The sequence below is a fragment of the Streptomyces sp. NPDC052064 genome (assembly GCF_055585925.1).
The window spans coordinates 139,360-160,265 of sequence record NZ_JBVJJE010000007.1 but is presented as its reverse complement, the minus strand read 5'-3'; the positions used below and the strand labels follow the sequence as shown (position 1 = coordinate 160,265).

General features: G+C 70.5%; 19 protein-coding genes. 16 read left to right on the top strand and 3 right to left on the bottom strand.

Annotated features, from left to right (window positions below; all coding sequences use genetic code 11):
• Positions 1–54: 54 nt before the first annotated feature.
• Positions 55–2,253, bottom strand: a complete 2,199-nt coding sequence (locus tag ACZ6TU_RS20385; RefSeq protein WP_467675426.1) for an elongation factor G-like protein EF-G2 — start codon at positions 2,251–2,253, stop codon at positions 55–57.
• Between the two features lie 215 nt (positions 2,254–2,468).
• On the opposite strand from ACZ6TU_RS20385, the gene pgsA reads away from it, so the two are divergent.
• From pgsA to relA, 15 genes are all read left to right on the top strand, one after another.
• Positions 2,469–3,233 carry a phosphatidylinositol phosphate synthase gene (pgsA, locus tag ACZ6TU_RS20380; protein ID WP_467675898.1) on the top strand — a complete coding sequence of 255 codons (765 nt, stop codon included), beginning with the start codon at positions 2,469–2,471 and terminating at the stop codon, positions 3,231–3,233.
• Positions 3,230–4,138, top strand: a complete 909-nt coding sequence (locus ACZ6TU_RS20375; protein ID WP_469550057.1) for a phosphatidylinositol mannoside acyltransferase — start codon at positions 3,230–3,232, stop codon at positions 4,136–4,138. Before pgsA ends, ACZ6TU_RS20375 begins: the two co-directional genes overlap by 4 nt.
• Positions 4,135–5,298, top strand: a complete 1,164-nt coding sequence (locus ACZ6TU_RS20370; protein ID WP_467675422.1) for a glycosyltransferase family 4 protein — start codon at positions 4,135–4,137, stop codon at positions 5,296–5,298. Before ACZ6TU_RS20375 ends, ACZ6TU_RS20370 begins: the two co-directional genes overlap by 4 nt.
• A 127-nt stretch (positions 5,299–5,425) precedes the next feature.
• The gene (locus tag ACZ6TU_RS20365; RefSeq protein WP_467675420.1) at positions 5,426–5,968 is read left to right on the top strand and encodes a LemA family protein; all 543 of its coding nucleotides are present in this window, start codon (positions 5,426–5,428) and stop codon (positions 5,966–5,968) included.
• A gap of 135 nt (positions 5,969–6,103) precedes the next feature.
• Complete coding sequence (gene pdxS / locus ACZ6TU_RS20360) at positions 6,104–7,015, top strand: pyridoxal 5'-phosphate synthase lyase subunit PdxS (RefSeq protein ID WP_467675418.1); 912 nt, start codon at positions 6,104–6,106, stop codon at positions 7,013–7,015.
• 5 nt (positions 7,016–7,020) lie between these two features.
• Positions 7,021–7,629 carry a pyridoxal 5'-phosphate synthase glutaminase subunit PdxT gene (pdxT, locus tag ACZ6TU_RS20355; RefSeq protein WP_467675416.1) on the top strand — a complete coding sequence of 203 codons (609 nt, stop codon included), beginning with the start codon at positions 7,021–7,023 and terminating at the stop codon, positions 7,627–7,629.
• 48 nt (positions 7,630–7,677) lie between these two features.
• Positions 7,678–8,430, top strand: a complete 753-nt coding sequence (locus tag ACZ6TU_RS20350; RefSeq protein WP_086561764.1) for a YebC/PmpR family DNA-binding transcriptional regulator — start codon at positions 7,678–7,680, stop codon at positions 8,428–8,430.
• 114 nt (positions 8,431–8,544) lie between these two features.
• Positions 8,545–9,075, top strand: coding sequence for a crossover junction endodeoxyribonuclease RuvC (ruvC, locus tag ACZ6TU_RS20345; RefSeq protein WP_467675414.1), 531 nt, complete (start codon positions 8,545–8,547; stop codon positions 9,073–9,075).
• A complete protein-coding gene (ruvA, locus tag ACZ6TU_RS20340) occupies positions 9,072–9,677 on the top strand; it encodes a Holliday junction branch migration protein RuvA (RefSeq protein WP_467675412.1) in 606 nt (201 codons plus the stop codon). Before ruvC ends, ruvA begins: the two co-directional genes overlap by 4 nt.
• A 45-nt stretch (positions 9,678–9,722) precedes the next feature.
• Complete coding sequence (ruvB, locus tag ACZ6TU_RS20335; protein WP_467675411.1) at positions 9,723–10,787, top strand: Holliday junction branch migration DNA helicase RuvB; 1,065 nt, start codon at positions 9,723–9,725, stop codon at positions 10,785–10,787.
• A 185-nt stretch (positions 10,788–10,972) separates the two neighbouring features.
• Positions 10,973–11,470 carry a preprotein translocase subunit YajC gene (gene yajC / locus ACZ6TU_RS20330; protein ID WP_467675409.1) on the top strand — a complete coding sequence of 166 codons (498 nt, stop codon included), beginning with the start codon at positions 10,973–10,975 and terminating at the stop codon, positions 11,468–11,470.
• A gap of 132 nt (positions 11,471–11,602) precedes the next feature.
• Positions 11,603–13,363: a protein translocase subunit SecD gene (gene secD / locus ACZ6TU_RS20325; RefSeq protein ID WP_467675896.1), complete on the top strand. Its 1,761-nt coding sequence runs from the start codon at positions 11,603–11,605 to the stop codon at positions 13,361–13,363.
• Position 13,364: 1 nt separating this feature from the next.
• On the top strand, positions 13,365–14,480 hold the full coding sequence (gene secF / locus ACZ6TU_RS20320) for a protein translocase subunit SecF (protein ID WP_467675407.1): 1,116 nt from the start codon (positions 13,365–13,367) through the stop codon (positions 14,478–14,480).
• A complete protein-coding gene (locus ACZ6TU_RS20315; RefSeq protein WP_467675406.1) occupies positions 14,477–15,016 on the top strand; it encodes an adenine phosphoribosyltransferase in 540 nt (179 codons plus the stop codon). The genes secF and ACZ6TU_RS20315 overlap by 4 nt, the downstream gene beginning before the upstream one ends.
• Before the next feature lie 194 nt (positions 15,017–15,210).
• Positions 15,211–17,724, top strand: coding sequence for a GTP pyrophosphokinase (relA, locus tag ACZ6TU_RS20310; protein WP_467675404.1), 2,514 nt, complete (start codon positions 15,211–15,213; stop codon positions 17,722–17,724).
• Between the two features lie 86 nt (positions 17,725–17,810).
• Here relA and ACZ6TU_RS20305 read toward each other — a convergent pair whose 3' ends face one another.
• Both ACZ6TU_RS20305 and ACZ6TU_RS20300 read right to left on the bottom strand, forming a co-directional pair.
• Positions 17,811–19,040, bottom strand: coding sequence for a DUF349 domain-containing protein (locus ACZ6TU_RS20305; protein WP_467675403.1), 1,230 nt, complete (start codon positions 19,038–19,040; stop codon positions 17,811–17,813).
• Positions 19,041–19,175: 135 nt separating this feature from the next.
• Positions 19,176–20,021, bottom strand: coding sequence for a peptidylprolyl isomerase (locus ACZ6TU_RS20300; RefSeq protein WP_467675401.1), 846 nt, complete (start codon positions 20,019–20,021; stop codon positions 19,176–19,178).
• Between the two features lie 167 nt (positions 20,022–20,188).
• On the opposite strand from ACZ6TU_RS20300, the gene ACZ6TU_RS20295 reads away from it, so the two are divergent.
• Positions 20,189–20,905 carry an MBL fold metallo-hydrolase gene (locus ACZ6TU_RS20295; protein ID WP_469550044.1) on the top strand — a complete coding sequence of 239 codons (717 nt, stop codon included), beginning with the start codon at positions 20,189–20,191 and terminating at the stop codon, positions 20,903–20,905.
• The last annotated feature ends 1 nt before the right edge of the window (position 20,906 follow it).

Here is a 20,906-nt window from a genome sequence, read left to right as displayed (position 1 = left end):
CCGCCTGTGCGGAGGGAGCCCTCACGGGGGCCACTTGGCCCCCGTGGGCCCCGACTAGGAGGCCTTGCGCTCCTCTTCACGGATCCGGTCCGCGACCTGCTGCGGCATCGGCTCGTGCCGTACGTACCGGCGGCCGAAGCGTGCCGTGCCGTGCGACAGGGACCGCAGGTCGACCGCGTACCGGCCGATCTCGATCTCTGGCACCTCCGCCCGGATCAGGGTGCGCCCGCCCGGTGTCTGCTCGGTGCCGAGCAGCCGCCCGCGCCGCCCCGACAGGTCGCTCATCACGGTGCCCACGAACTCGTCGCCGATCAGCACCGACACCTCGGCCACCGGCTCCAGCAGATGGATCTTCGCGTCGGCCGCGGCCTCCCGCAGCGCGAGCGCGCCGGCCGTCTGGAACGCGGCGTCGGAGGAGTCCACCGAGTGCGCCTTGCCGTCCAGCAGGGTCACGCGTACGTCGATGAGCGGATACCCGGCGGCGACTCCCTTGGCGGCCTGGACGCGTACGCCCTTCTCCACCGACGGGATGAACTGCCGCGGCACCGAGCCGCCGACCACCTTGTCCACGAACTCGATGCCCGAGCCGCCCGGCAGCGACTCCACCTCGATCTCGCAGATGGCGAACTGCCCATGCCCGCCGGACTGTTTGACGTGCCGGCCGCGCCCGGCCGCCTTGGTCGCGAACGTCTCGCGCAGGGACACCTTGTGCGGCACGACGTCGACCTGGACGCCGTAGCGGCTGCGCAGCCGCTCAAGAGCGACGTCCGCGTGTGCCTCGCCCAGGCACCACAGGACCACCTGGTGGGTGTCCTGGTTCTGTTCGAGCCGCATCGTCGGATCCTCGGCCACCAGCCGGGCCAGGCCCTGCGAGAGCTTGTCCTCGTCCGGTTTGCTGTGCGCCTGGATGGCCAGGGGCAGCAGCGGGTCGGGCATCTGCCACGGCTCCATGAGCAGCGGGTCGTCCTTGGCCGACAGGGTGTCCCCGGTCTCGGCGCGGCTGAGCTTGGCGACGCACGCCAGGTCGCCCGCGATGACGTGCGACACCGGCCGCTGCTGTTTGCCGAACGGGGTGGACAGGGCGCCGATCCGCTCGTCGACGTCGTGGTCCTCGTGCCCGCGGTCGGCCAGCCCGTGCCCGGAGACGTGGACCGTCTGGTCGGCGCGCAGAGTGCCGGAGAACACGCGGATCAGCGACAGCCGGCCGACGTACGGGTCCGAGGAGGTCTTCACGACCTCCGCGACCAGCGGCGCGTCCGGGTCGCACGGCTTGAGCTCGCGCGGCTTGCCGTCGATCGTCGTCACCCGCACCGTCTCGTGCTCCAGCGGCGTGGGAAAGCCCCGGGTGATCAGCTCCAGCAGCTCCACCGTGCCGAGTCCCTGCCGGGCACCCCCGGCCGCGGGGGCGGCGGCCAGCACGGGGAAGAAGACCCCGCGCGCCACGGCCCGCTCCAGGTCCTCGATCAGCGTCTTGACGTCGACCGGTTCCCCGCCGAGGTAGCGGTCCATGAGGGTCTCGTCCTCGCTCTCCGAGATGATCCCCTCGATCAGCCGGTTGCGGGCCTCCTCGATCAGCGGCAATTGGTCCTCGCCCGGCTCGGACTCCTTGCGCTCGCCGGTCGAGTAGTCGAACAGCTTCTGCGACAGCAGCCCGACCAGGCCGGTCACGGGCGCGTGCCCGTCCGGTGCCTGCGGGCCGTGCAGCGGCAGGTAGAGCGGCAGGACCGCGTCGGGGTCGTCCGCGCCGAAGGCCTCCGCGCAGATCCGCGTCATCTCCTCGAAGTCGGCGCGCGCCGCCTCCAGGTGCGTGACGACGATGGCCCGTGGCATGCCCACGGCCGCGCACTCCTCCCACACCATGCGGGTCGAGCCGTCCACACCGTCGGACGCCGAGACGACGAAGAGGGCCGCGTCCGCCGCTCGCAGACCGGCCCTGAGCTCACCGACGAAGTCGGCGTATCCGGGGGTGTCGAGGAGATTGACCTTGATGCCGTCCCACTCGACGGGTACCAGGGAGAGCTGCACCGAGCGCTGCTGCCGGTGCTCGATCTCGTCGTAGTCGGAGACGGTGCCGCCGTCCTCCACGCGGCCCGCCCGGTTCACTGCCCCCGCCGTGAGCGCGAGGGCTTCCACCAACGTGGTCTTGCCCGATCCGGAGTGGCCGACCAGCACCACATTCCGTACGGACTGAGGGTGGTCGGCCGCCTGTGCCCTGCCGGCGGCCCCAGGGTGTGTCTGTGCCTTGTCGCCCATGATCCTGCCTCCCGTGCACGGTGAGGTCACTGTGGGCGCGGACACGCGGGATCCGCGTGCGGTGCGGCTCCGGCGACGCCCGCGGTTATTCGAGCTTTCCACTCCCGTCACGGTGCGTCCATACGAAGGACGTGATCGCGCCCCGCCCCGCGCCCCGGTGCGCCGTGACACGGGCCTCGGGTCCCGCCCGTCGCCCGCACGCGCGCGTGGCTACGATGGGCCAGCCGGTGGCCAGCAGGGGCCAGACGGCGACACCGACCCTCGGGAAGGCCATGCTGAACAAGTACGCGCGTGCATTCTTCACGCGTGTTCTCACACCGTTCGCCGCGTTTCTGATCCGGCGGGGCGTCAGCCCCGACACCGTCACGCTCATCGGCACGGCCGGTGTGGTCGCGGGCGCGCTGGTCTTCTACCCCGTGGGCGAGTTCTTCTGGGGCACGGTCGTGATCACGCTGTTCGTGTTCTCCGACCTGGTCGACGGCAACATGGCCCGCCAGCTCGGCCGCTCCAGCCGCTGGGGCGCCTTCCTGGACTCCACGCTCGACCGGGTCGCCGACGGCGCGATCTTCGGCGGCTTCATCCTCTGGTACGCCGGCGGGGGCGACGACCTCGTCCTGTGCGCCGTCTCGATCTTCTGCCTGGCGAGCGGCCAGGTGGTGTCGTACACCAAGGCCCGCGGCGAGTCGATCGGCCTGCCGGTCGCGGTCAACGGGCTGGTCGAGCGGGCCGAGCGGCTGGTGATCTCCCTGGTCGCGGCCGGTCTCGCGGGCCTGCACGCGTTCGGTGTCCCGGGCATCCAGTACCTGCTGCCGGTCGCCCTGTGGATCGTCGCCGTGGGCAGCCTCGTCACGCTCATCCAGCGGGTCGTCACGGTTCGCCGCGAGTCCGCGGAGGCCGAGTCCGCGGAGGCCGAGTCCGCGGAGGACGACAATGAAGGCGAGCAGGAGAACGCCTCCCACGGGAGCGAGGCGGCCACGTGAGCGCACAGGACCGGCTGACGGACGCGCTGTACGGCCTCGGCTGGAGCACCGTCAAGAGGCTCCCCGAGCCGGTCGCCGTACGGCTGGGGCACACCATCGCCGACCTCGCGTGGAAACAGCGCGGCAAGGGCGTACAGCGGCTGGAGAGCAACTACGCGCGCGTGGTGCCCGGCGCGAGCCCCGAGCGCCTCGCCCTGCTCTCGCGCGCGGGCATGCGGTCGTACCTGCGCTACTGGATGGAGTCGTTCCGGCTCCCCGCCTGGAGCGAGGAACGGATCAAGGACGGATTCGACTGCAAGGACCTGCACTACCTGACCGAGGGCATGGCCGCCGGCAAGGGCGTCATACTCGCCCTGCCCCACCTGGCCAACTGGGACCTCGCCGGTGCCTGGGTCACCACCAAGCTGGGTATCCCCTTCACGACGGTCGCCGAGCGCCTGAAGCCCGAGACGCTGTACGACCGGTTCGTCGCCTACCGCGAGGGCCTCGGCATGGAGGTCCTGCCGCACAGCGGCGGCACCGCCTTCGGCACCCTGGCCCGGCGGCTGCGCGACGGCGGCCTGGTCTGCCTGGTCGCCGACCGTGACCTGTCCGCCTCCGGCGTCGAGGTCGGCTTCTTCGGGGACACGGCCCGGATGCCGGCCGGCCCGGCCCTGCTCGCCCAGCAGACGGGCGCCCTGCTGCTCCCCGTCACGCTCTGGTACGACGAATCGCCCGTGATGCGGGGTCGTGTCCACCCGCCGGTCGAGGTGCCCGAGTCAGGCACGCGCGCCGAGATGGCGTCTGCCATGACACAAGCGCTGGCCGACGCCTTCGCGACGGGGATCGCCGACCACCCGGAGGACTGGCACATGCTGCAGCGCTTGTGGCTCGCGGACCTCGACCCTGCGAAGGGGACCTCGTGAGGATCGGCATCGTCTGCCCGTACTCCTGGGACGTACCGGGCGGCGTCCAGTTCCACATCCGGGACCTGGCCGAGTACTTCATCCGCCTCGGCCACGAGGTGTCCGTCCTCGCCCCGGCCGACGACGACACCCCCCTGCCGCCGTACGTCGTCTCGGCGGGCCGCGCGGTGCCGGTGCCCTACAACGGCTCGGTGGCCCGGCTCAACTTCGGGTTCCTGAGCGCCGCCCGGGTGCGCCGCTGGCTGCACGACGGCGCGTTCGACGTGATCCACATCCACGAGCCGACCTCGCCCTCGCTGGGTCTGCTGACCTGCTGGGCGGCCCAGGGACCGATCGTGGCCACGTTCCACACGTCCAACCCGCGCTCCCGGGCCATGATCGCCGCGTACGCGATCCTCCAGGCCGCCCTGGAGAAGATCAGCGCCCGGATCGCGGTGAGCGAGTACGCCCGCCGCACCCTGGTGGAGCACCTCGGCGGGGACGCGGTGGTGATTCCGAACGGCGTCGACGTCGACTTCTTCGCCAAGGCCGAGCCCAAGGCCGAATGGCAGGGCGACACGATCGGCTTCATAGGGCGCATCGACGAGCCCCGCAAGGGCCTGCCGGTGCTGATGAAGGCCCTGCCGAAGATCCTCGCCGCCCGTCCGCAGACCCGGCTGCTGGTCGCCGGGCGCGGTGACGAGGAGGAGGCGGTGGAGACCCTGCCCGTCGAGCTGCGCTCCCGGGTCGAGTTCCTCGGCATGGTCAGCGACGAGGACAAGGCCCGTTTCCTCCGCAGCGTCGACCTGTACGTCGCGCCGAACACCGGCGGCGAGAGCTTCGGGATCATCCTGGTCGAGGCCATGTCCGCCGGAGCTCCCGTCCTCGCCTCCGACCTGGACGCCTTCGCCCAGGTCCTGGACCGGGGAGAGGCCGGCGAACTGTTCCCCAACGAGGACGCCGACGCCCTGGCCGACGCGGCCGTTCGCCTGCTGGACGATCCGGCCCGGCGCGCGGAACTGCGCGAGCGGGGCAGCGCCCACGTGCGGCGCTTCGACTGGGCGACCGTCGGCGCGGACATCCTGTCCGTCTACGAGACGGTGACGGCGGGCGCGGCGGCGGTTGCGGAGGACGAGCGGGTGACGGGGTTGTGGGCCAGGCTGGGGTTCGCCCGGGACTGACACCGGGCGGCAGGCCGTGCCAGGCCACGCCGAAGGGCGGCCCGGCCGGCGTGCGCCGGTGCGGAGCCGATCGCCGGGCAGGGCGGGGTGAACCCTCGGCCCGGCCGGGCCGCTAGCCTTGCCGCCCGTGACCACCACTCTCATCTGGATCGCCGTGGCCCTGGTCGCGGTCGGGCTCTATCTCAGCTGGACCGCAGGCCGTCTCGACCGTCTCCACGCCCGGATCGACGCCGCTCGCGCCGCCCTGGACGCGCAATTGCTGCGCCGGGCCTCGGTCGCGCAGGAACTGGCGACGTCGGGGGTCCTGGATCCGGCCGCCTCGATCGTCCTCTACGAGGCCGCGCACGCCGCCCGTCAGGCGGTGGAGGAGCAGCGGGAGGTCGCCGAGAGCGAGCTGAGCCAGGCGTTGCGGGCCGTCTTCGGGGAGGTCCAGCAGATGGAGGCGGTGCGGGAGGCGCCCGGAGGCGAGGAGGCCGCCGAGGAGCTCGCGCAGGCGGTGCGGCGCGTCCCGATGGCCCGCCGCTTCCACAACGACGCCGTACGTGCCGCCCGTGCTCTCCGCCGGCACCGCAAGGTCCGCTGGTTCCGGCTGGCGGGCCACGCCCCGTTCCCCATGGCCTTCGAAATGGACGACGAGCCTCCGGTGGCCCTGGCGGACCGGGCCGCCTGAGCCCCCGTTCACGCGCCGTTCCCCGGCCGTCCGCCGGAAAAGGATCCACAGCGTTCCCATTGGCCCTTGCTGTGGCCTGGTCCCCTCACGTTTCCTCGGTGCTGCAGAATCCCCCTCTCCGTAGCGAGGTCACCCGTGTCCACCACGCCCCCCAACTCCCAGGCCCCCGAGACCGGCACCGCCCGTGTGAAGCGCGGCATGGCCGAGCAGCTCAAGGGCGGCGTCATCATGGACGTCGTCACGCCGGAGCAGGCGAAGATCGCCGAGGACGCGGGCGCCGTCGCCGTCATGGCCCTGGAGCGGGTCCCGGCCGACATCCGCAAGGACGGCGGCGTGGCCCGCATGTCCGACCCGGACATGATCGAGGGCATCATCGACGCCGTCTCGATCCCGGTCATGGCCAAGTCCCGCATCGGCCACTTCGTCGAGGCCCAGGTGCTGCAGTCCCTCGGCGTCGACTACATCGACGAGTCCGAGGTCCTCACCCCGGCCGACGAGGTCAACCACTCCGACAAGTGGGCCTTCACCACGCCGTTCGTCTGTGGCGCCACCAATCTGGGCGAGGCCCTGCGCCGCATCGCCGAGGGTGCCGCGATGATCCGCTCCAAGGGCGAGGCCGGCACCGGCAACGTCGTCGAGGCCGTGCGCCACCTGCGCCAGATCAAGAACGAGATCGCCAAGCTGCGCGGCTTCGACAACAACGAGCTGTACGCCGCCGCCAAGGAGCTGCGCGCCCCCTACGAGCTCGTCAAGGAGGTCTCCGAGCTCGGCAGGCTGCCGGTCGTGCTGTTCTCCGCGGGCGGCGTGGCCACCCCGGCCGACGCGGCCCTGATGCGCCAGCTCGGCGCCGAGGGCGTCTTCGTCGGCTCCGGCATCTTCAAGTCCGGCGACCCGGCCAAGCGCGCCGCCGCCATCGTGAAGGCCACCACCTTCTACGACGACCCGAAGATCATCGCCGACGCGTCCCGCAACCTCGGCGAGGCCATGGTCGGCATCAACTGCGACACCCTCCCCGAGACCGAGCGCTACGCCAACCGCGGCTGGTAACACCCATGAGTGAAGCACCTGTGATCGGCGTCCTGGCTCTCCAGGGCGACGTACGGGAGCACCTCGTCGCCCTGGCCGCGGCCGATGCCGTGGCCAGGCCGGTGCGGCGCCCCGAAGAGCTCGCCGAGGTGGACGGCCTCGTCATCCCCGGCGGCGAGTCCACCACCATCTCCAAGCTGGCCGTGCTGTTCGGCGTGATGGAGCCGCTCCGCGCGCGCGTGCGGGACGGCATGCCCGTCTACGGCACCTGCGCCGGCATGATCATGCTCGCCGACAAGATCCTCGACCCGCGCTCGGGCCAGGAGACCATCGGCGGCATCGACATGATCGTGCGCCGCAACGCCTTCGGCCGGCAGAACGAGTCCTTCGAGGCGGCCGTCGACGTCAAGGGCGTCGAGGGCGACCCGGTGGAGGGCGTCTTCATCCGCGCCCCCTGGGTCGAGTCCGTCGGCGCCGGGGCCGAGGTGCTCGCCGAGCACGACGGCCACATCGTCGCGGTCCGCCAGGGCAACGCTCTGGCCACGTCGTTCCACCCCGAACTGACCGGCGACCACCGCGTGCACGCCCTGTTCGTCGACATGACGCGCGCGAACCGGGCGGCCGAGTCCTTGTAGGATTCCTGCGTTCGTTGCTGAGATGGGTTACGCGAAGGAGACAGGCAGATGTCCGGCCACTCTAAATGGGCCACGACGAAGCACAAGAAGGCCGTCATCGATGCCAAGCGCGGCAAGCTCTTCGCGAAGCTGATCAAGAACATCGAGGTGGCGGCCCGGATGGGCGGCGCCGACCCCGAGGGCAACCCGACGCTCTACGACGCCATCCAGAAGGCGAAGAAGTCGTCGGTCCCCAACAAGAACATCGACTCGGCGGTCAAGCGCGGCGCGGGCCTGGAGGCCGGCGGCGCCGACTACGAGACGATCATGTACGAGGGCTACGGCCCGAACGGTGTCGCGGTGCTCATCGAGTGCCTCACCGACAACCGCAACCGCGCCGCCTCCGAGGTCCGTGTCGCCATGACCCGCAACGGCGGCTCCATGGCCGACCCGGGCTCGGTGTCGTACCTGTTCAACCGCAAGGGCGTCGTGATCGTCCCCAAGGGCGAGCTGACCGAGGACGACGTGCTGGCCGCCGTGCTCGACGCGGGCGCCGAGGAGGTCAACGACCTCGGCGAAAGCTTCGAGGTCCTCAGTGAGGCCACCGACCTGGTCGCGGTCCGCACCGCCCTCCAGGACGCCGGCATCGACTACGACTCCGCCGACGCCAACTTCGTCCCGACCATGCAGGTCGAGCTGGACGAGGAGGGCGCCAAGAAGATCTTCAAGCTGATCGACGCGCTCGAGGACAGCGACGACGTGCAGAACGTCTTCGCCAACTTCGACGTCAGCGACGAGGTCATGGAGAAGGTCGGCGCGTAACGCCGCCACGGGCTCCGCAGGACCCAACGGGCCGACGGGACACACCCGTCGGCCCGTCGCGTTGTCGGTGCCACCCGATAGCCTGCATGAACAGGCGATCGAGAGGGAGGACGCGTGCGCGTTCTGGGGGTGGACCCGGGCCTGACCCGGTGCGGTGTCGGCGTGGTCGAGGGCGTCGCCGGACGGCCGCTCACCATGGTCGGCGTCGGCGTCGTCCGTACGTCGGCGGACGCGGACCTCGGCCACCGCCTCGTCGCCATCGAGCAGGGCATCGAGCAATGGCTGGACGAGCACCAGCCGGAATTCGTCGCCGTCGAGCGCGTCTTCAGCCAGCACAACGTCCGTACGGTGATGGGCACCGCCCAGGCCAGCGCCGTCGCCATGCTCTGTGCCGCCCGCCGCGGGATCCCCGTGGCGCTGCACACCCCGAGCGAGGTCAAGGCAGCCGTCACCGGCAGCGGCCGGGCCGACAAGGCGCAGGTGGGCGCGATGGTGACCCGCCTGCTCCGGCTCAGCGCGCCGCCCAAGCCCGCCGACGCCGCCGACGCGCTCGCCCTCGCCATCTGCCACATCTGGCGCGCCCCCGCGCAGAACCGACTCCAGCAGGCCGTCGCCCTGCACACATCGAAAGGCCGTACGGCATGATCGCCTTCGTCAGCGGCACCGTCGCCGCGCTCGCCCCCGACGCCGCGGTCGTCGAGGTCGGCGGTGTCGGCATGGCCGTCCAGTGCACGCCGAACACGCTGTCCACCCTGCGCCTGGGCCAGCCCGCCAAGCTGCACACCTCCCTCGTCGTGCGGGAGGACTCACTGACCCTGTACGGCTTCGCGGACGACGACGAGCGGCAGGTCTTCGAGCTGCTCCAGACGGCCAGCGGTGTCGGTCCCCGGCTGGCCCAGGCCATGCTCGCCGTGCACAGCCCGGACGCCCTGCGCCGGGCCGTCGCGACCGCCGACGAGAAGGCCCTCACCGCCGTCCCCGGCATCGGCAAGAAGGGTGCGCAGAAGCTGCTCCTGGAACTGAAGGACCGGCTCGGCGCGCCGGTCGGCGCACCCGCCGTCGGTGCCCCGGTCAGCACCGGCTGGCGCGACCAGCTGCACGCGGCCCTGATCGGCCTCGGCTACGCGACCCGGGAGGCCGACGAGGCAGTGACCGCCGTGGCCCCGCAGGCCGAGGCCGCCGAGGGCACGCCCCAGGTGGGGCAGCTGCTGAAGGCGGCCCTGCAGACGCTGAACCGCGCCCGCTAGTCCGAGCAGTCCGTACCTCCGTACCGAGATTCCGAGGCACACTCCATGAACTGGGACGACACGACCGACGCCGATGCCGCCGAGCGGCTCGTCGGTGCGTCCGCCGACCGTGAGGACCAGGCCGTCGAGGCCGCCCTGCGCCCCAAGGACCTGGACGAGTTCATCGGCCAGGAGAAGGTCCGCGAGCAGCTCGACCTCGTCCTGCGCGCCGCACGCGCGCGTGGCGCGACCGCCGACCACGTGCTGCTCTCCGGCGCCCCCGGCCTCGGCAAGACCACCCTGTCGATGATCATCGCGGCCGAGATGGGCGCCCCCATCCGCATCACCTCGGGCCCCGCCATCCAGCACGCCGGCGACCTCGCCGCGATCCTCTCCTCCCTCCAGGAGGGCGAAGTCCTCTTCCTCGACGAGATCCACCGCATGTCCCGGCCCGCCGAGGAGATGCTGTACATGGCGATGGAGGACTTCCGCGTCGACGTCATCGTCGGCAAGGGCCCGGGCGCCACCGCCATCCCGCTGGAGCTGCCCCCGTTCACCCTGGTCGGCGCCACCACCCGCGCGGGCCTGCTGCCGCCCCCGCTGCGCGACCGCTTCGGCTTCACCGCGCACATGGAGTTCTACGAACCGGCCGAACTGGAGCGGGTCATCCACCGCTCGGCCAGCCTCCTGGAGGTCGAGGTCGAGCCGGAGGGCGCCACCGAGATCGCCGGCCGCTCCCGCGGCACGCCCCGTATCGCCAACCGCCTGCTGCGCCGCGTCCGGGACTACGCGCAGGTCAAGGCCGACGGCCTGATCACCAAGGACATCGCGGCGGCCGCCCTCGCCGTCTACGAGGTGGACGACCGCGGCCTCGACCGCCTCGACCGGGGCGTGCTGGAAGCCCTGCTCAAGCTGTTCGGCGGCGGCCCCGTCGGCCTGTCCACGCTCGCGGTCGCGGTGGGGGAGGAGCGTGAGACCGTGGAAGAGGTCGCCGAGCCCTTCCTGGTACGGGAGGGACTACTGGCCCGCACCCCGCGCGGCCGGGTCGCCACCCCCGCCGCATGGGCGCATCTCGGCCTCACCCCGCCCCGGACCGCCGGAAACGGACAACAGGACCTGTTCGGGGCGTGACGGCGCCGTCACCGCTCCGGGACGGCGAGGCCAGTGGCCGGAGCAGGAACCCCGGTGCCATGCTGAGCGTTGTTCCATGCGCGTGGACTCGCTTAGACTCCGCCGATGCCGCCTTTGTCGGCGGCGTACATACCCCCAACCATCTGGCCGCTCACAGCGCGGTCGTGTGAAGGAAGTACCGACCCGTGAGTCTCCTGACCCTCCTCCCGTTCATCGTGCTCATCGGGGCCATGTTCCTGATGACCCGGTCGGCCAAGAAGAAGCAGCAGCAGGCCGTGGAGATGCGGAACCAAATGCAGCCCGGCAGCGGTGTCCGCACCATCGGGGGCATGTACGCCACGGTCAAGGAGGTGAACGAGGACACCGTCCTCGTCGACGCCGGTCCGGGCGTCGAGCTCCTCTTCGCCAAGAACGCCATCGGCGCCGTCCTCACCGACGACGAGTACAACCGCATCGTCCACGGCATCGAGCACGACCTGAAGTCCGACGCCGACCTCGTCCCGGACGACGCCTCCTCCCTCACCGAGACCGGTGACTCCGCCGCCGACGCCACCGCTGACGGCAAGGCCGTCGACCTCGGCAAGAAGGACGCGGCCGACGAGCAGGCCGACGACGCCCCGGCCGGCGAGGCGAAGACGGACGAAGAGCCGAAGAAGACCGACGGCGACTCCGAGACGAAGTAGTCGCGTCCCGGGGTGCGCGGGCCCGGCCCGCGCACCCCGGGACACGACCGGCTCGCACGGAATCCCGACACCATGTCATGGCCGCCCGTCCGCCGATCCGGAGCGCGGCGGCCCGAGAGGGAGTACGAGAAGGTGGCCACACCTAAAAAGGGCCGGAGCGCGAGCGCCCAGAGCAAGCCGGGGCGCTCGCTGGCCCTGATCCTGATCGCCATCGCGGCGCTCACCGGTGGGATGTTCGCCTCGGGACACACGAAACCGCGTCTCGGCATCGACCTGGCCGGCGGTACGAGCATCACGCTCGAGGCGGTTCCCGAGGCCGGCAACGAGGCGGCGATCAACAAGACCAACATGGACACCGCCGTCTCCATCATGGAGCGCCGTGTCAATGGTCTGGGCGTCTCCGAGGCCGAGGTCCAAACGCAGGGCCGGGACAACATCATCGTCAACATCCCCAAGGGCACGAACTCCGAGCAGGCCCGCAAGCAGGTCGGCACCACCGCCAAGCTCTACTTCCGGCCGGTCATCGGCACCGAGGTCTCCGGCGGTGGTGGCGCGGCCAGCCCCTCGCCGAGCCCCACGGGAAGCCCCTCGGACAAGCCGTCCGGCAAGGCCTCCGACAAGCCCGAGGCCACCGGCAAGGGCTCCGCCTCCCCGTCCGCCTCTCCCACCACGCAGGGCCGAGCGGTCACGGACGCGCTGAAGGCCGACGCGACGCCGTCCGCGAGCGCCCCGGACAAGGCGAAGGCCAGCCCCTCCCCGTCCGGCGGCACTGCCGCCGACGACGCGCGCAAGCTCCAGGAGCAGTACGCCAAGCTCGACTGCACCAACGCGAAGACCCGCTCCGCCGTGGGCGACGGCGTCAAGGCCTCCCAGCCCACCCTGGCCTGCGGCAAGAACTCGCAGGGTCAGTGGCAGAAGTACATCCTCGGCCCCGCCGAGGTCGACGGCACCGACGTCGACAAGGCCCAGGCCGTCCTGAACACCCAGACCGGAGCGGGCTGGACGGTCACGATGGACTTCACCGACTCGGGCGGCAAGAAGTTCGCGGACATCACCGGCAAGCTGGCGAAGAACCAGTCCCCGCAGAACCAGTTCGCGATCGTCCTCGACGGCGACGTGGTCTCCGACCCGTTCGTCAAGCAGGCCCTGACCGGCGGCAACGCGGAGATCTCCGGCAACTTCACCCAGCAGTCCGCCCAGGACCTCGCCAACATGCTGTCGTACGGTGCGCTGCCGCTGACCTTCAGGGAGGACAGCGTCTCCACCGTCACCGCCGCGCTCGGCGGTGACCAGCTGAAGGCGGGTCTGATCGCCGGCGCGATCGGCCTGGCGCTGGTCGTCATCTACCTGCTGGCCTACTACCGCGGCCTGGCGTTCATCGCGATCCTCTCGCTGCTGGTCTCCGCCGCCCTGACCTACACGATCATGGCGTTGCTCGGTCCGACCATCAACTTCGCGCTGAACCTGCCGGCCGTCTGCGGTGCCATCGTCGCCATCGGTATCACGGCGGACTCGTTCATCGTGTACTTCGAACGCGTCCGCGACGAGATCCGGGAGGGCCGCTCGCTGCGCCCCGCCGTCGAGCGGGCCTGGCCGCGCGCCCGGCGCACCATCCTGGTCTCCGACTTCGTGTCGTTCCTCGCCGCCGCGGTGCTCTTCATCGTCACCGTCGGCAAGGTCCAGGGCTTCGCGTTCACGCTCGGCCTGACCACCCTGCTCGACGTGGTCGTCGTGTTCCTCTTCACCAAGCCGCTGCTGACGCTGATGGCCCGCCGCCCGTTCTTCGCGAACGGCCACAAGTGGTCCGGCCTCGACCCGAAGAGCCTGGGTGCTCAGCCCCCGCTGCGCCGCACCCGCCGCCCCGCCGCCCCCGTCGACACCAAGGAGGCCTGAGATGTCGAAACTCGGCACCCTCGGCGCCCGACTGCACCGTGGCGAGGTCGGCTACGACTTCGTCAAGAACCGCAAGATCTGGTACGGCCTCTCCATCCTGATCACCATCACGGCCATCGTCGGCCTGGCGGTCCGCGGCCTGAACATGGGCATCGAGTTCCAGGGCGGCGCCGTCTTCAACACCCCCAAGAACACCAGCGCCTCGGTGTCCCAGGCGGAGGGGTACGCGGAAGAGGCCTCCGGTCACGACGCGATCGTCCAGAAGCTCGGCGACGGCAGCCTGCGCATCCAGGTGGCCGGCATCGACACCGGCGCGGCCGACAAGATCAAGGACAAGCTCTCCGACGACCTCAAGATCGACGCGGAGCAGATCAACGCCGAACTGGTCGGCCCCAGCTGGGGTGACCAGATCGCCAGCAAGGCCTGGCAGGGCCTCGGCATCTTCCTGTTCCTCGTCGTGATCTACCTGGCGATCGCCTTCGAGTGGCGCATGGCGCTCGCCGCGTTCGTCGCACTGATCCACGACATCACCATCACGGTCGGCATCTACGCCCTTGTCGGCTTCGAGGTCACACCGGGCACGGTGATCGGTCTGCTGACCATCCTCGGCTACTCGCTCTACGACACGGTCGTGGTCTTCGACAGCCTCAAGGAGCAGACGAAGGACATCACCAAGCAGACCCGCTGGACCTACAGCGACATCGCCAACCGCTCGATCAACAGCACCCTGGTCCGCTCCATCAACACCACGGTGGTCGCGCTGCTGCCGGTCGCGGGCCTGCTGTTCATCGGTGGCGGCGTCCTCGGCGCCGGCATGCTGAACGACATCTCGCTGTCGCTGTTCGTCGGCCTCGCCGCCGGTGCGTACTCCTCGATCTTCATCGCCACGCCGCTCGTCGCCGACCTCAAGGAGCGCGAGCCGCAGCTGAAGGACCTCAGGAAGCGCGTCCTCGCCAAGCGGGGCAAGTCCGGCGCCCAGGGCGAGGCCGAGGCCCACGGCGACGAGGAGTCGTACGCCGGAGAGCCCGAGGACGCCGCACCCGCGGTCGTCGGCCCGCGCAACCAGCCCGCGTCCCGCAGCCGGGGCCGTGGCCGTCCCTCGGGGAAGCGCCGATGACCGACATCAGGGAGCTGCTGCTCAGCCGCATCAGGGACGTGCCGGACTACCCGGAGCCGGGCGTGATGTTCAAGGACATCACCCCGCTCCTGGCGGACCCGGCGGCGTTCACCGCGCTCACCGACGCACTCGCCGAGATCGCCGAGCGCGCCGGCGCCACCAAGATCGTCGGCCTGGAGGCCCGGGGCTTCATCCTCGGCGCCCCGGTCGCCGTCCGCGCCGGCCTCGGCTTCATCCCCGTACGCAAGGCGGGCAAGCTCCCCGGAGCCACCCTCGCCCAGGCCTACGACCTGGAGTACGGCTCGGCCGAGATCGAGGTGCACGCCGAGGACCTGTCCGCCGACGACCGCGTCCTGGTCGTCGACGACGTCCTCGCCACCGGCGGCACCGCCGAGGCCTCGGTCCAGCTCATCCGCCGGGCCGGCGCCGAGGTCGCGGGCCTCGCCGTCCTCATGGAGCTGGGCTTCCTGAGCGGCCGCGCCCGCCTGGAACCGGCTCTGAACGGCGCCCCGCTGGAGGCGCTGCTCACGGTCTAGCAAGCCCCCAGCAGCCCGGTGGGCACCGGCACGACACCGCGGAGGCGGGCCCGGAGGAATCCGGCGCCCGCCTCTCGCGTTTCTCGGGTAGACAGTCCTCACATTGGCCTGAAGGCGATCCTGGGGTCCAGGATGGCTACCATGGGGTCTCCGGAGCCTGACCGGGGGACCCGGATCGCGCACGAGGAGCCCTCTTGCCAGACGAGGCCCAGCACCTGACCGCCGCCAAGCCCGAGTCCGCCTCGGCAGCCGCGGCGAAGCCCGCGCCGAACGCGCCCCACGCGAAGAACGACACCCGCGGGCCGGTCGAGCACGCCCAGTCGGCGCCCGTCGACAAGCCCGCCGAGCAGTCGCGACCCAAACCCGCTCCGCCCGTACGACCGGCCGCCGGCCAGCCGGCCCGCACCGGCTCGTCCAACCGCGTACGCGCCCGTCTGGCCCGGCTCGGCGTGCAGCGCGCGACCCCGTACAACCCGGTGCTGGAGCCGTTGCTGCGGATAGTGCGCAGCAACGACCCGAAGATCGAGACGTCGACACTCCGCCAGATCGAGCGCGCCTACCAGGTCGCCGAGCGCTGGCACCGCGGTCAGAAGCGCAAGAGCGGCGATCCGTACATCACGCACCCCCTCGCGGTGACGACCATCCTCGCCGAGCTGGGCATGGATCCGGCCACCCTGATGGCCGGCCTGCTGCACGACACGGTCGAGGACACCGAGTACGGCCTGGACGATCTGCGCCGCGACTTCGGCGACGTCGTCACCCTGCTCGTCGACGGTGTCACCAAGCTGGACAAGGTGAAGTTCGGCGAGGCCGCGCAGGCCGAGACCGTGCGCAAGATGGTCGTCGCCATGGCCAAGGACCCGCGCGTCCTGGTCATCAAGCTCGCCGACCGCCTGCACAACATGCGCACCATGCGCTACCTCAAGCGCGAGAAGCAGGAGAAGAAGGCGCGCGAGACCCTCGAAATCTACGCGCCGCTCGCCCACCGCCTGGGCATGAACACCATCAAGTGGGAGCTGGAGGACCTCGCCTTCGCGATCCTCTATCCCAAGATGTACGACGAGATCGTCCGCCTGGTCGCCGAGCGCGCCCCGAAGCGCGACGAGTACCTCGCCATCGTCACCGACGAGGTCCAGCAGGACCTGCGGGCGGCCCGCATCAAGGCGACCGTCACCGGCCGCCCGAAGCACTACTACAGCGTCTACCAGAAGATGATCGTCCGCGGCCGTGACTTCGCGGAGATCTACGACCTGGTGGGCATCCGCGTCCTCGTGGACACCGTCCGCGACTGCTACGCGGCCCTCGGCACGGTGCACGCGCGATGGAACCCGGTCCCCGGCCGGTTCAAGGACTACATCGCGATGCCCAAGTTCAACATGTACCAGTCGCTGCACACGACGGTCATCGGCCCCGGCGGCAAACCGGTCGAGCTGCAGATCCGCACGTTCGACATGCACCGCCGCGCCGAGTACGGCATCGCCGCGCACTGGAAGTACAAGCAGGAGGCCGTCGCCGGCGCCTCCAAGGTGCGCACGGACGCGCCCAAGTCCTCCGGCAAGGACAAGGACGCCATCAATGACATGGCGTGGCTGCGGCAGCTCCTCGACTGGCAGAAGGAGACCGAGGACCCCGGCGAGTTCCTGGAGTCGTTGCGCTTCGACTTGTCCCGCAACGAGGTCTTCGTCTTCACCCCCAAGGGCGACGTCATAGCGCTCCCCGCCGGTGCCACCCCGGTGGACTTCGCCTACGCCGTCCACACCGAGGTCGGCCACCGCACCATAGGCGCCCGGGTCAACGGCCGGCTGGTCCCGCTGGAATCCACCCTCGACAACGGCGACCTGGTCGAGGTCTTCACCTCCAAGGCACCCGGCGCCGGACCCTCCCGCGACTGGCTCGGCTTCGTCAAGTCGCCGCGCGCCCGCAACAAGATCCGCGCCTGGTTCTCCAAGGAACGCCGTGACGAGGCGATCGAGCAGGGCAAGGACGCCATCGTCCGCGCGATGCGCAAGCAGAACCTGCCGATCCAGCGCATCCTGACCGGCGACTCCCTGGTGACCCTCGCGCACGAGATGCGCTACGCGGACATCTCCGCGCTGTACGCGGCGATAGGCGAGGGCCATGTCTCCGCGCAGAACATCGTGCAGAAACTCGTCCAGGCCCTCGGCGGCGAAGAAGCCGCCACCGAGGAGATCGACGAGTCGGTCCCGCCGGCCCGCGGACGCAGTCGCAAACGCCGCTCCAGCACCGATCCGGGCGTCGTCGTGAAGGGCGTCGAGGACGTGTGGGTCAAACTGGCCCGCTGCTGTACGCCCGTCCCCGGCGACCCCATCATCGGCTTCGTCACACGTGGTAGTGGCGTATCGGTTCACCGCAACGACTGCGTGAACGTGGAGTCACTGTCCCGCGAGCCGGAGCGCATCCTGGAGGTCGAGTGGGCACCCACCCAGTCCTCGGTCTTCCTGGTCGCCATCCAGGTCGAGGCTTTGGACCGCTCCCGGCTCCTCTCGGACGTCACCCGAGTGCTGTCCGACCAGCACGTCAACATCCTCTCCGCGGCCGTCCAGACCTCCCGCGACCGCGTCGCCACCTCCCGCTTCACCTTCGAGATGGGCGACCCGAAGCATCTCGGTCATGTGCTGAAGGCGGTCCGCGGCGTGGAGGGCGTCTACGACGTGTACCGGGTGACGTCGGCGCGCAACAGGTCGTGACAGGTCGTAGAGACCACGCGAAAGGGTAGAGAGCGCGCGAAAGGGGGCCCGTACGGCGCGTACGGGCCCCCCTTTCGGCCGGCTGATCAGCCTCCGAACTCCTGGAGACCCTTCAGCGCCTGGTCCAGCAGCGCCTGGCGGCCCTCGAGCTCACGCTCGAGCTTGTCGGCCTTGGCGTTGTTGCCCTGCGCCCGGGCCTGCTCGATCTGGCCCCTCAGCTTGTCCACGGCCGCCTGGAGCTGACCGGTCAGACCTTCGGCACGCGCGCGTGCCTCCGGGTTCGTCCGGCGCCACTCGGCCTCCTCCGCCTCCTGCAGGGCCCGCTCGACCGCCTGCATACGGCCCTCGACCTTGGGCCGGGCGTCGCGCGGCACATGACCGATGGCCTCCCAGCGCTCGTTGATCGAACGGAACGTGGCCCGGGACGTCTTCAGGTCCCTGACCGGCAGGAGCTTCTCGGCCTCCTCGGCCAGCTCCTCCTTGAGCTTCAGGTTCTCCGCCTGCTCGGCGTCCCGCTCGGCGAAGACGGAGCTGCGCGCGGCGAAGAAGACGTCCTGGGCGCCGCGGAAGCGGTTCCACAGGTCGTCCTCGTGCTCACGCTGGGCGCGGCCGGCGGCTTTCCACTCGGCCATCAGCTCGCGGTAACGCGCGGCCGTCGCACCCCAGTCCGTCGAGTTCGACAGCGCCTCGGCCTCGGAGACCAGCCGCTCCTTGATCTGCCGGGCCTCCTCGCGCTGGGCGTCCAGCTGCGCGAAGTGCTGCTTGCGCCGCTTGGAGAACGCCGACCGCGCGTGCGAGAACCGGTGCCACAGCTCGTCGTCGGACTTGCGGTCCAGCCGCGGCAGACCCTTCCAGGTGTCCACCAGGGCCCGCAGCCGTTCACCGGCCGCCCGCCACTGGTCGGACTGCGCCAGCTCCTCCGCCTCGGTGACCAGCGCCTCCTTGGCCTTGCGCGCCTCGTCGGACTGCTTCGCCCGCTGCGCCTTGCGCTCCTCGCGGCGCGCCTCCACCAGTTCGGTGAGCTTGTCCAGCCGGACCCGCAGGGCCTCCAGGTCGCCCACCGCGTGGTGCGCGTCGACCTGCTCCCGGATGTGGCCGATGGCCGCCTGGGCGTCCTTCGCCGACAGGTCGGTGGTCTTCACTCGCTTCTCGAGGAGGCCGATCTCGACAACCAGGCCCTCGTACTTGCGCTCGAAATAGGCCAGCGCCTCCTCGGGGGAGCCTGCCTGCCAGGAACCGACGACCTGCTCGCCGTCGGCCGTACGCACGTACACGGTCCCCGTCTCGTCGACGCGGCCCCACGGGTCGCTGCTCACAGCGCCTCCTCCACATGATGCCTGCGAGGGGCCTCAGCACCCCCGGGCATCGTCCACAGTTTCGTCACGGCCAACATAGGCGACCGGCGGGGGGCCTGTCCGCATCCCGCGCGACCGAAATTACGCAGTTGAGGGTCAGGATTTCGTGACCGTGGCCTTGTTGATCACGACCGTCGCGTTGGGTGCCGTACTGCCCGTCTGAGGGTCGGGAGCCTGCGCTCCGGCGTCGGCGATCTTCTTGAGGACCTTCATGCCCGCCTCGGACATCGTTCCGAACGGTGTGTAGTCGGGCGGCAGCTGACTGTCCTGGTAGACGAGGAAGAACTGGCTGCCACCGCTGTTGCGGCCCTGCTTCGTCTGGGCGTTGTACTGATTCGCCATCGCGACCGTGCCCGCGGGGTACACCCCGCCCTTGAGGCTCTTGTCCTTCAGATTCTCGTCCGGGATCGTGTAGCCGGGGCCGCCCATGCCGGTGCCCTGCGGGTCGCCGCACTGGAGGACGTAGATGCGCTGGTCGGTGAGCCGGTGGCACTTGCTGTGGTCGAAGTAGCCCTTGCCGGCGAGGAAGTTGAACGAGTTGACGGTGTGCGGCGCCGCCGACGCCTTCAGCGCGATGTCTATCTCGCCGCAGGTCGTGTCCAGCTTCATCGTGTACTTCGCCGACTCGTCGATCGTCATCGCCGGTTCCTTCTTCCAGGTCTCCGGCTTGACCTTGCCCGCGGCGGGCTTCTCGCACGGGTCCGGGGCCTTGCTGGGCGAGGCGCTCGGGCTGGCCTCCGCGCCCGCGTTCTCCGTCTTGCCGTCGTCCTCGAACGGCTTGGTCAGGAAGACCGTCACGGAGAGCACCACGACCACGCCGAGAACCGAGGCGATCACGGAGTTGCGGATACGGGCTTTGCGTCGCGCATCAGTGCGTCGCTGCTGCTGCCGCAAGTACTTCTCACGGGCGAGCTGACGCCGCCGCTGTTCCTGGCTGACCACCGGGTTCTCTCCTCATGCGTCTCGAACGTCGACCGGTACGCGTGGGGCCTGTGCGCCGACCGCCTGCGTGTGCCCCGTACCGTATATGGGTTCGCTGAGGAATCGGCAGCGCCGGTAGGCTCTGACAGCAGCCGCAGCCGCCCGTATCGACACAACGAAGGACGATCGTGCTCATTGCCGGGTTCCCTGCCGGGGCTTGGGGGACGAACTGCTACCTCGTCGCCCCCGCCGCCGGTGAGGAGTGCGTGATCATCGACCCCGGCCATCAGGCCGCCGACGGCGTCGCGGAAGCGATCGACAAGCATCGGCTCAAGCCCGTGGCCGTCGTCCTCACCCACGGCCACATCGACCACGTGGCCTCGGTCGTCCCGGTGTGCGGCGCGCACGACGTGCCGGCCTGGATCCACCCCGACGACCGGTACATGATGAGCGACCCCGAGAAGGGGATAGGCCGTTCCATCGGGATGCCGCTCCTGGGCGAGCTGACCGTGGGGGAGCCCGACGACGTCAAGGAACTGGCCGACGGTGTGAAGCTGGAGCTGGCGGGACTGGAGCTGTCCGTCGCGCACGCACCCGGTCATACCAAGGGGTCGGTGACCTTCGGCATGCCCGAGGCGGCGGACATCCCGCCGATCCTGTTCTCGGGCGACCTGCTGTTCGCCGGCTCCATCGGACGCACCGACCTGCCCGGCGGTGACATGGCCGAGATGCTCGACTCGCTGGCCCGCGTGTGCCTGCCGCTCGACGACTCGACCGTGGTGCTGTCCGGCCACGGCCCCCAGACGACCATCGGCCAGGAGCGCGCCACCAACCCGTATCTGCGGCAGGTGGCGGCAGGCCGCCAAGAGCGCAGCGCACCTCCGGCTCCCCGACGAGGAATGTGAC

What these genes read in the sequence shown, in the direction of transcription:
- pdxT (WP_467675416.1), top strand. Translation starts at nt 7,021, where the DNA reads ATGAGTGAAGCACCTGTGATCGGCGTCCTGGCTCTCCAGGGCGACGTA.
- ruvA (WP_467675412.1), top strand. Translation starts at nt 9,072, where the DNA reads ATGATCGCCTTCGTCAGCGGCACCGTCGCCGCGCTCGCCCCCGACGCC.
- pgsA (WP_467675898.1), top strand. Translation starts at nt 2,469, where the DNA reads ATGGGCCAGCCGGTGGCCAGCAGGGGCCAGACGGCGACACCGACCCTC.
- secF (WP_467675407.1), top strand. Translation starts at nt 13,365, where the DNA reads ATGTCGAAACTCGGCACCCTCGGCGCCCGACTGCACCGTGGCGAGGTC.
- ruvB (WP_467675411.1), top strand. Translation starts at nt 9,723, where the DNA reads ATGAACTGGGACGACACGACCGACGCCGATGCCGCCGAGCGGCTCGTC.
- ACZ6TU_RS20385 (WP_467675426.1), bottom strand. Translation starts at nt 2,253, where the DNA reads ATGGGCGACAAGGCACAGACACACCCTGGGGCCGCCGGCAGGGCACAG.
- ACZ6TU_RS20350 (WP_086561764.1), top strand. Translation starts at nt 7,678, where the DNA reads ATGTCCGGCCACTCTAAATGGGCCACGACGAAGCACAAGAAGGCCGTC.
- ACZ6TU_RS20315 (WP_467675406.1), top strand. Translation starts at nt 14,477, where the DNA reads ATGACCGACATCAGGGAGCTGCTGCTCAGCCGCATCAGGGACGTGCCG.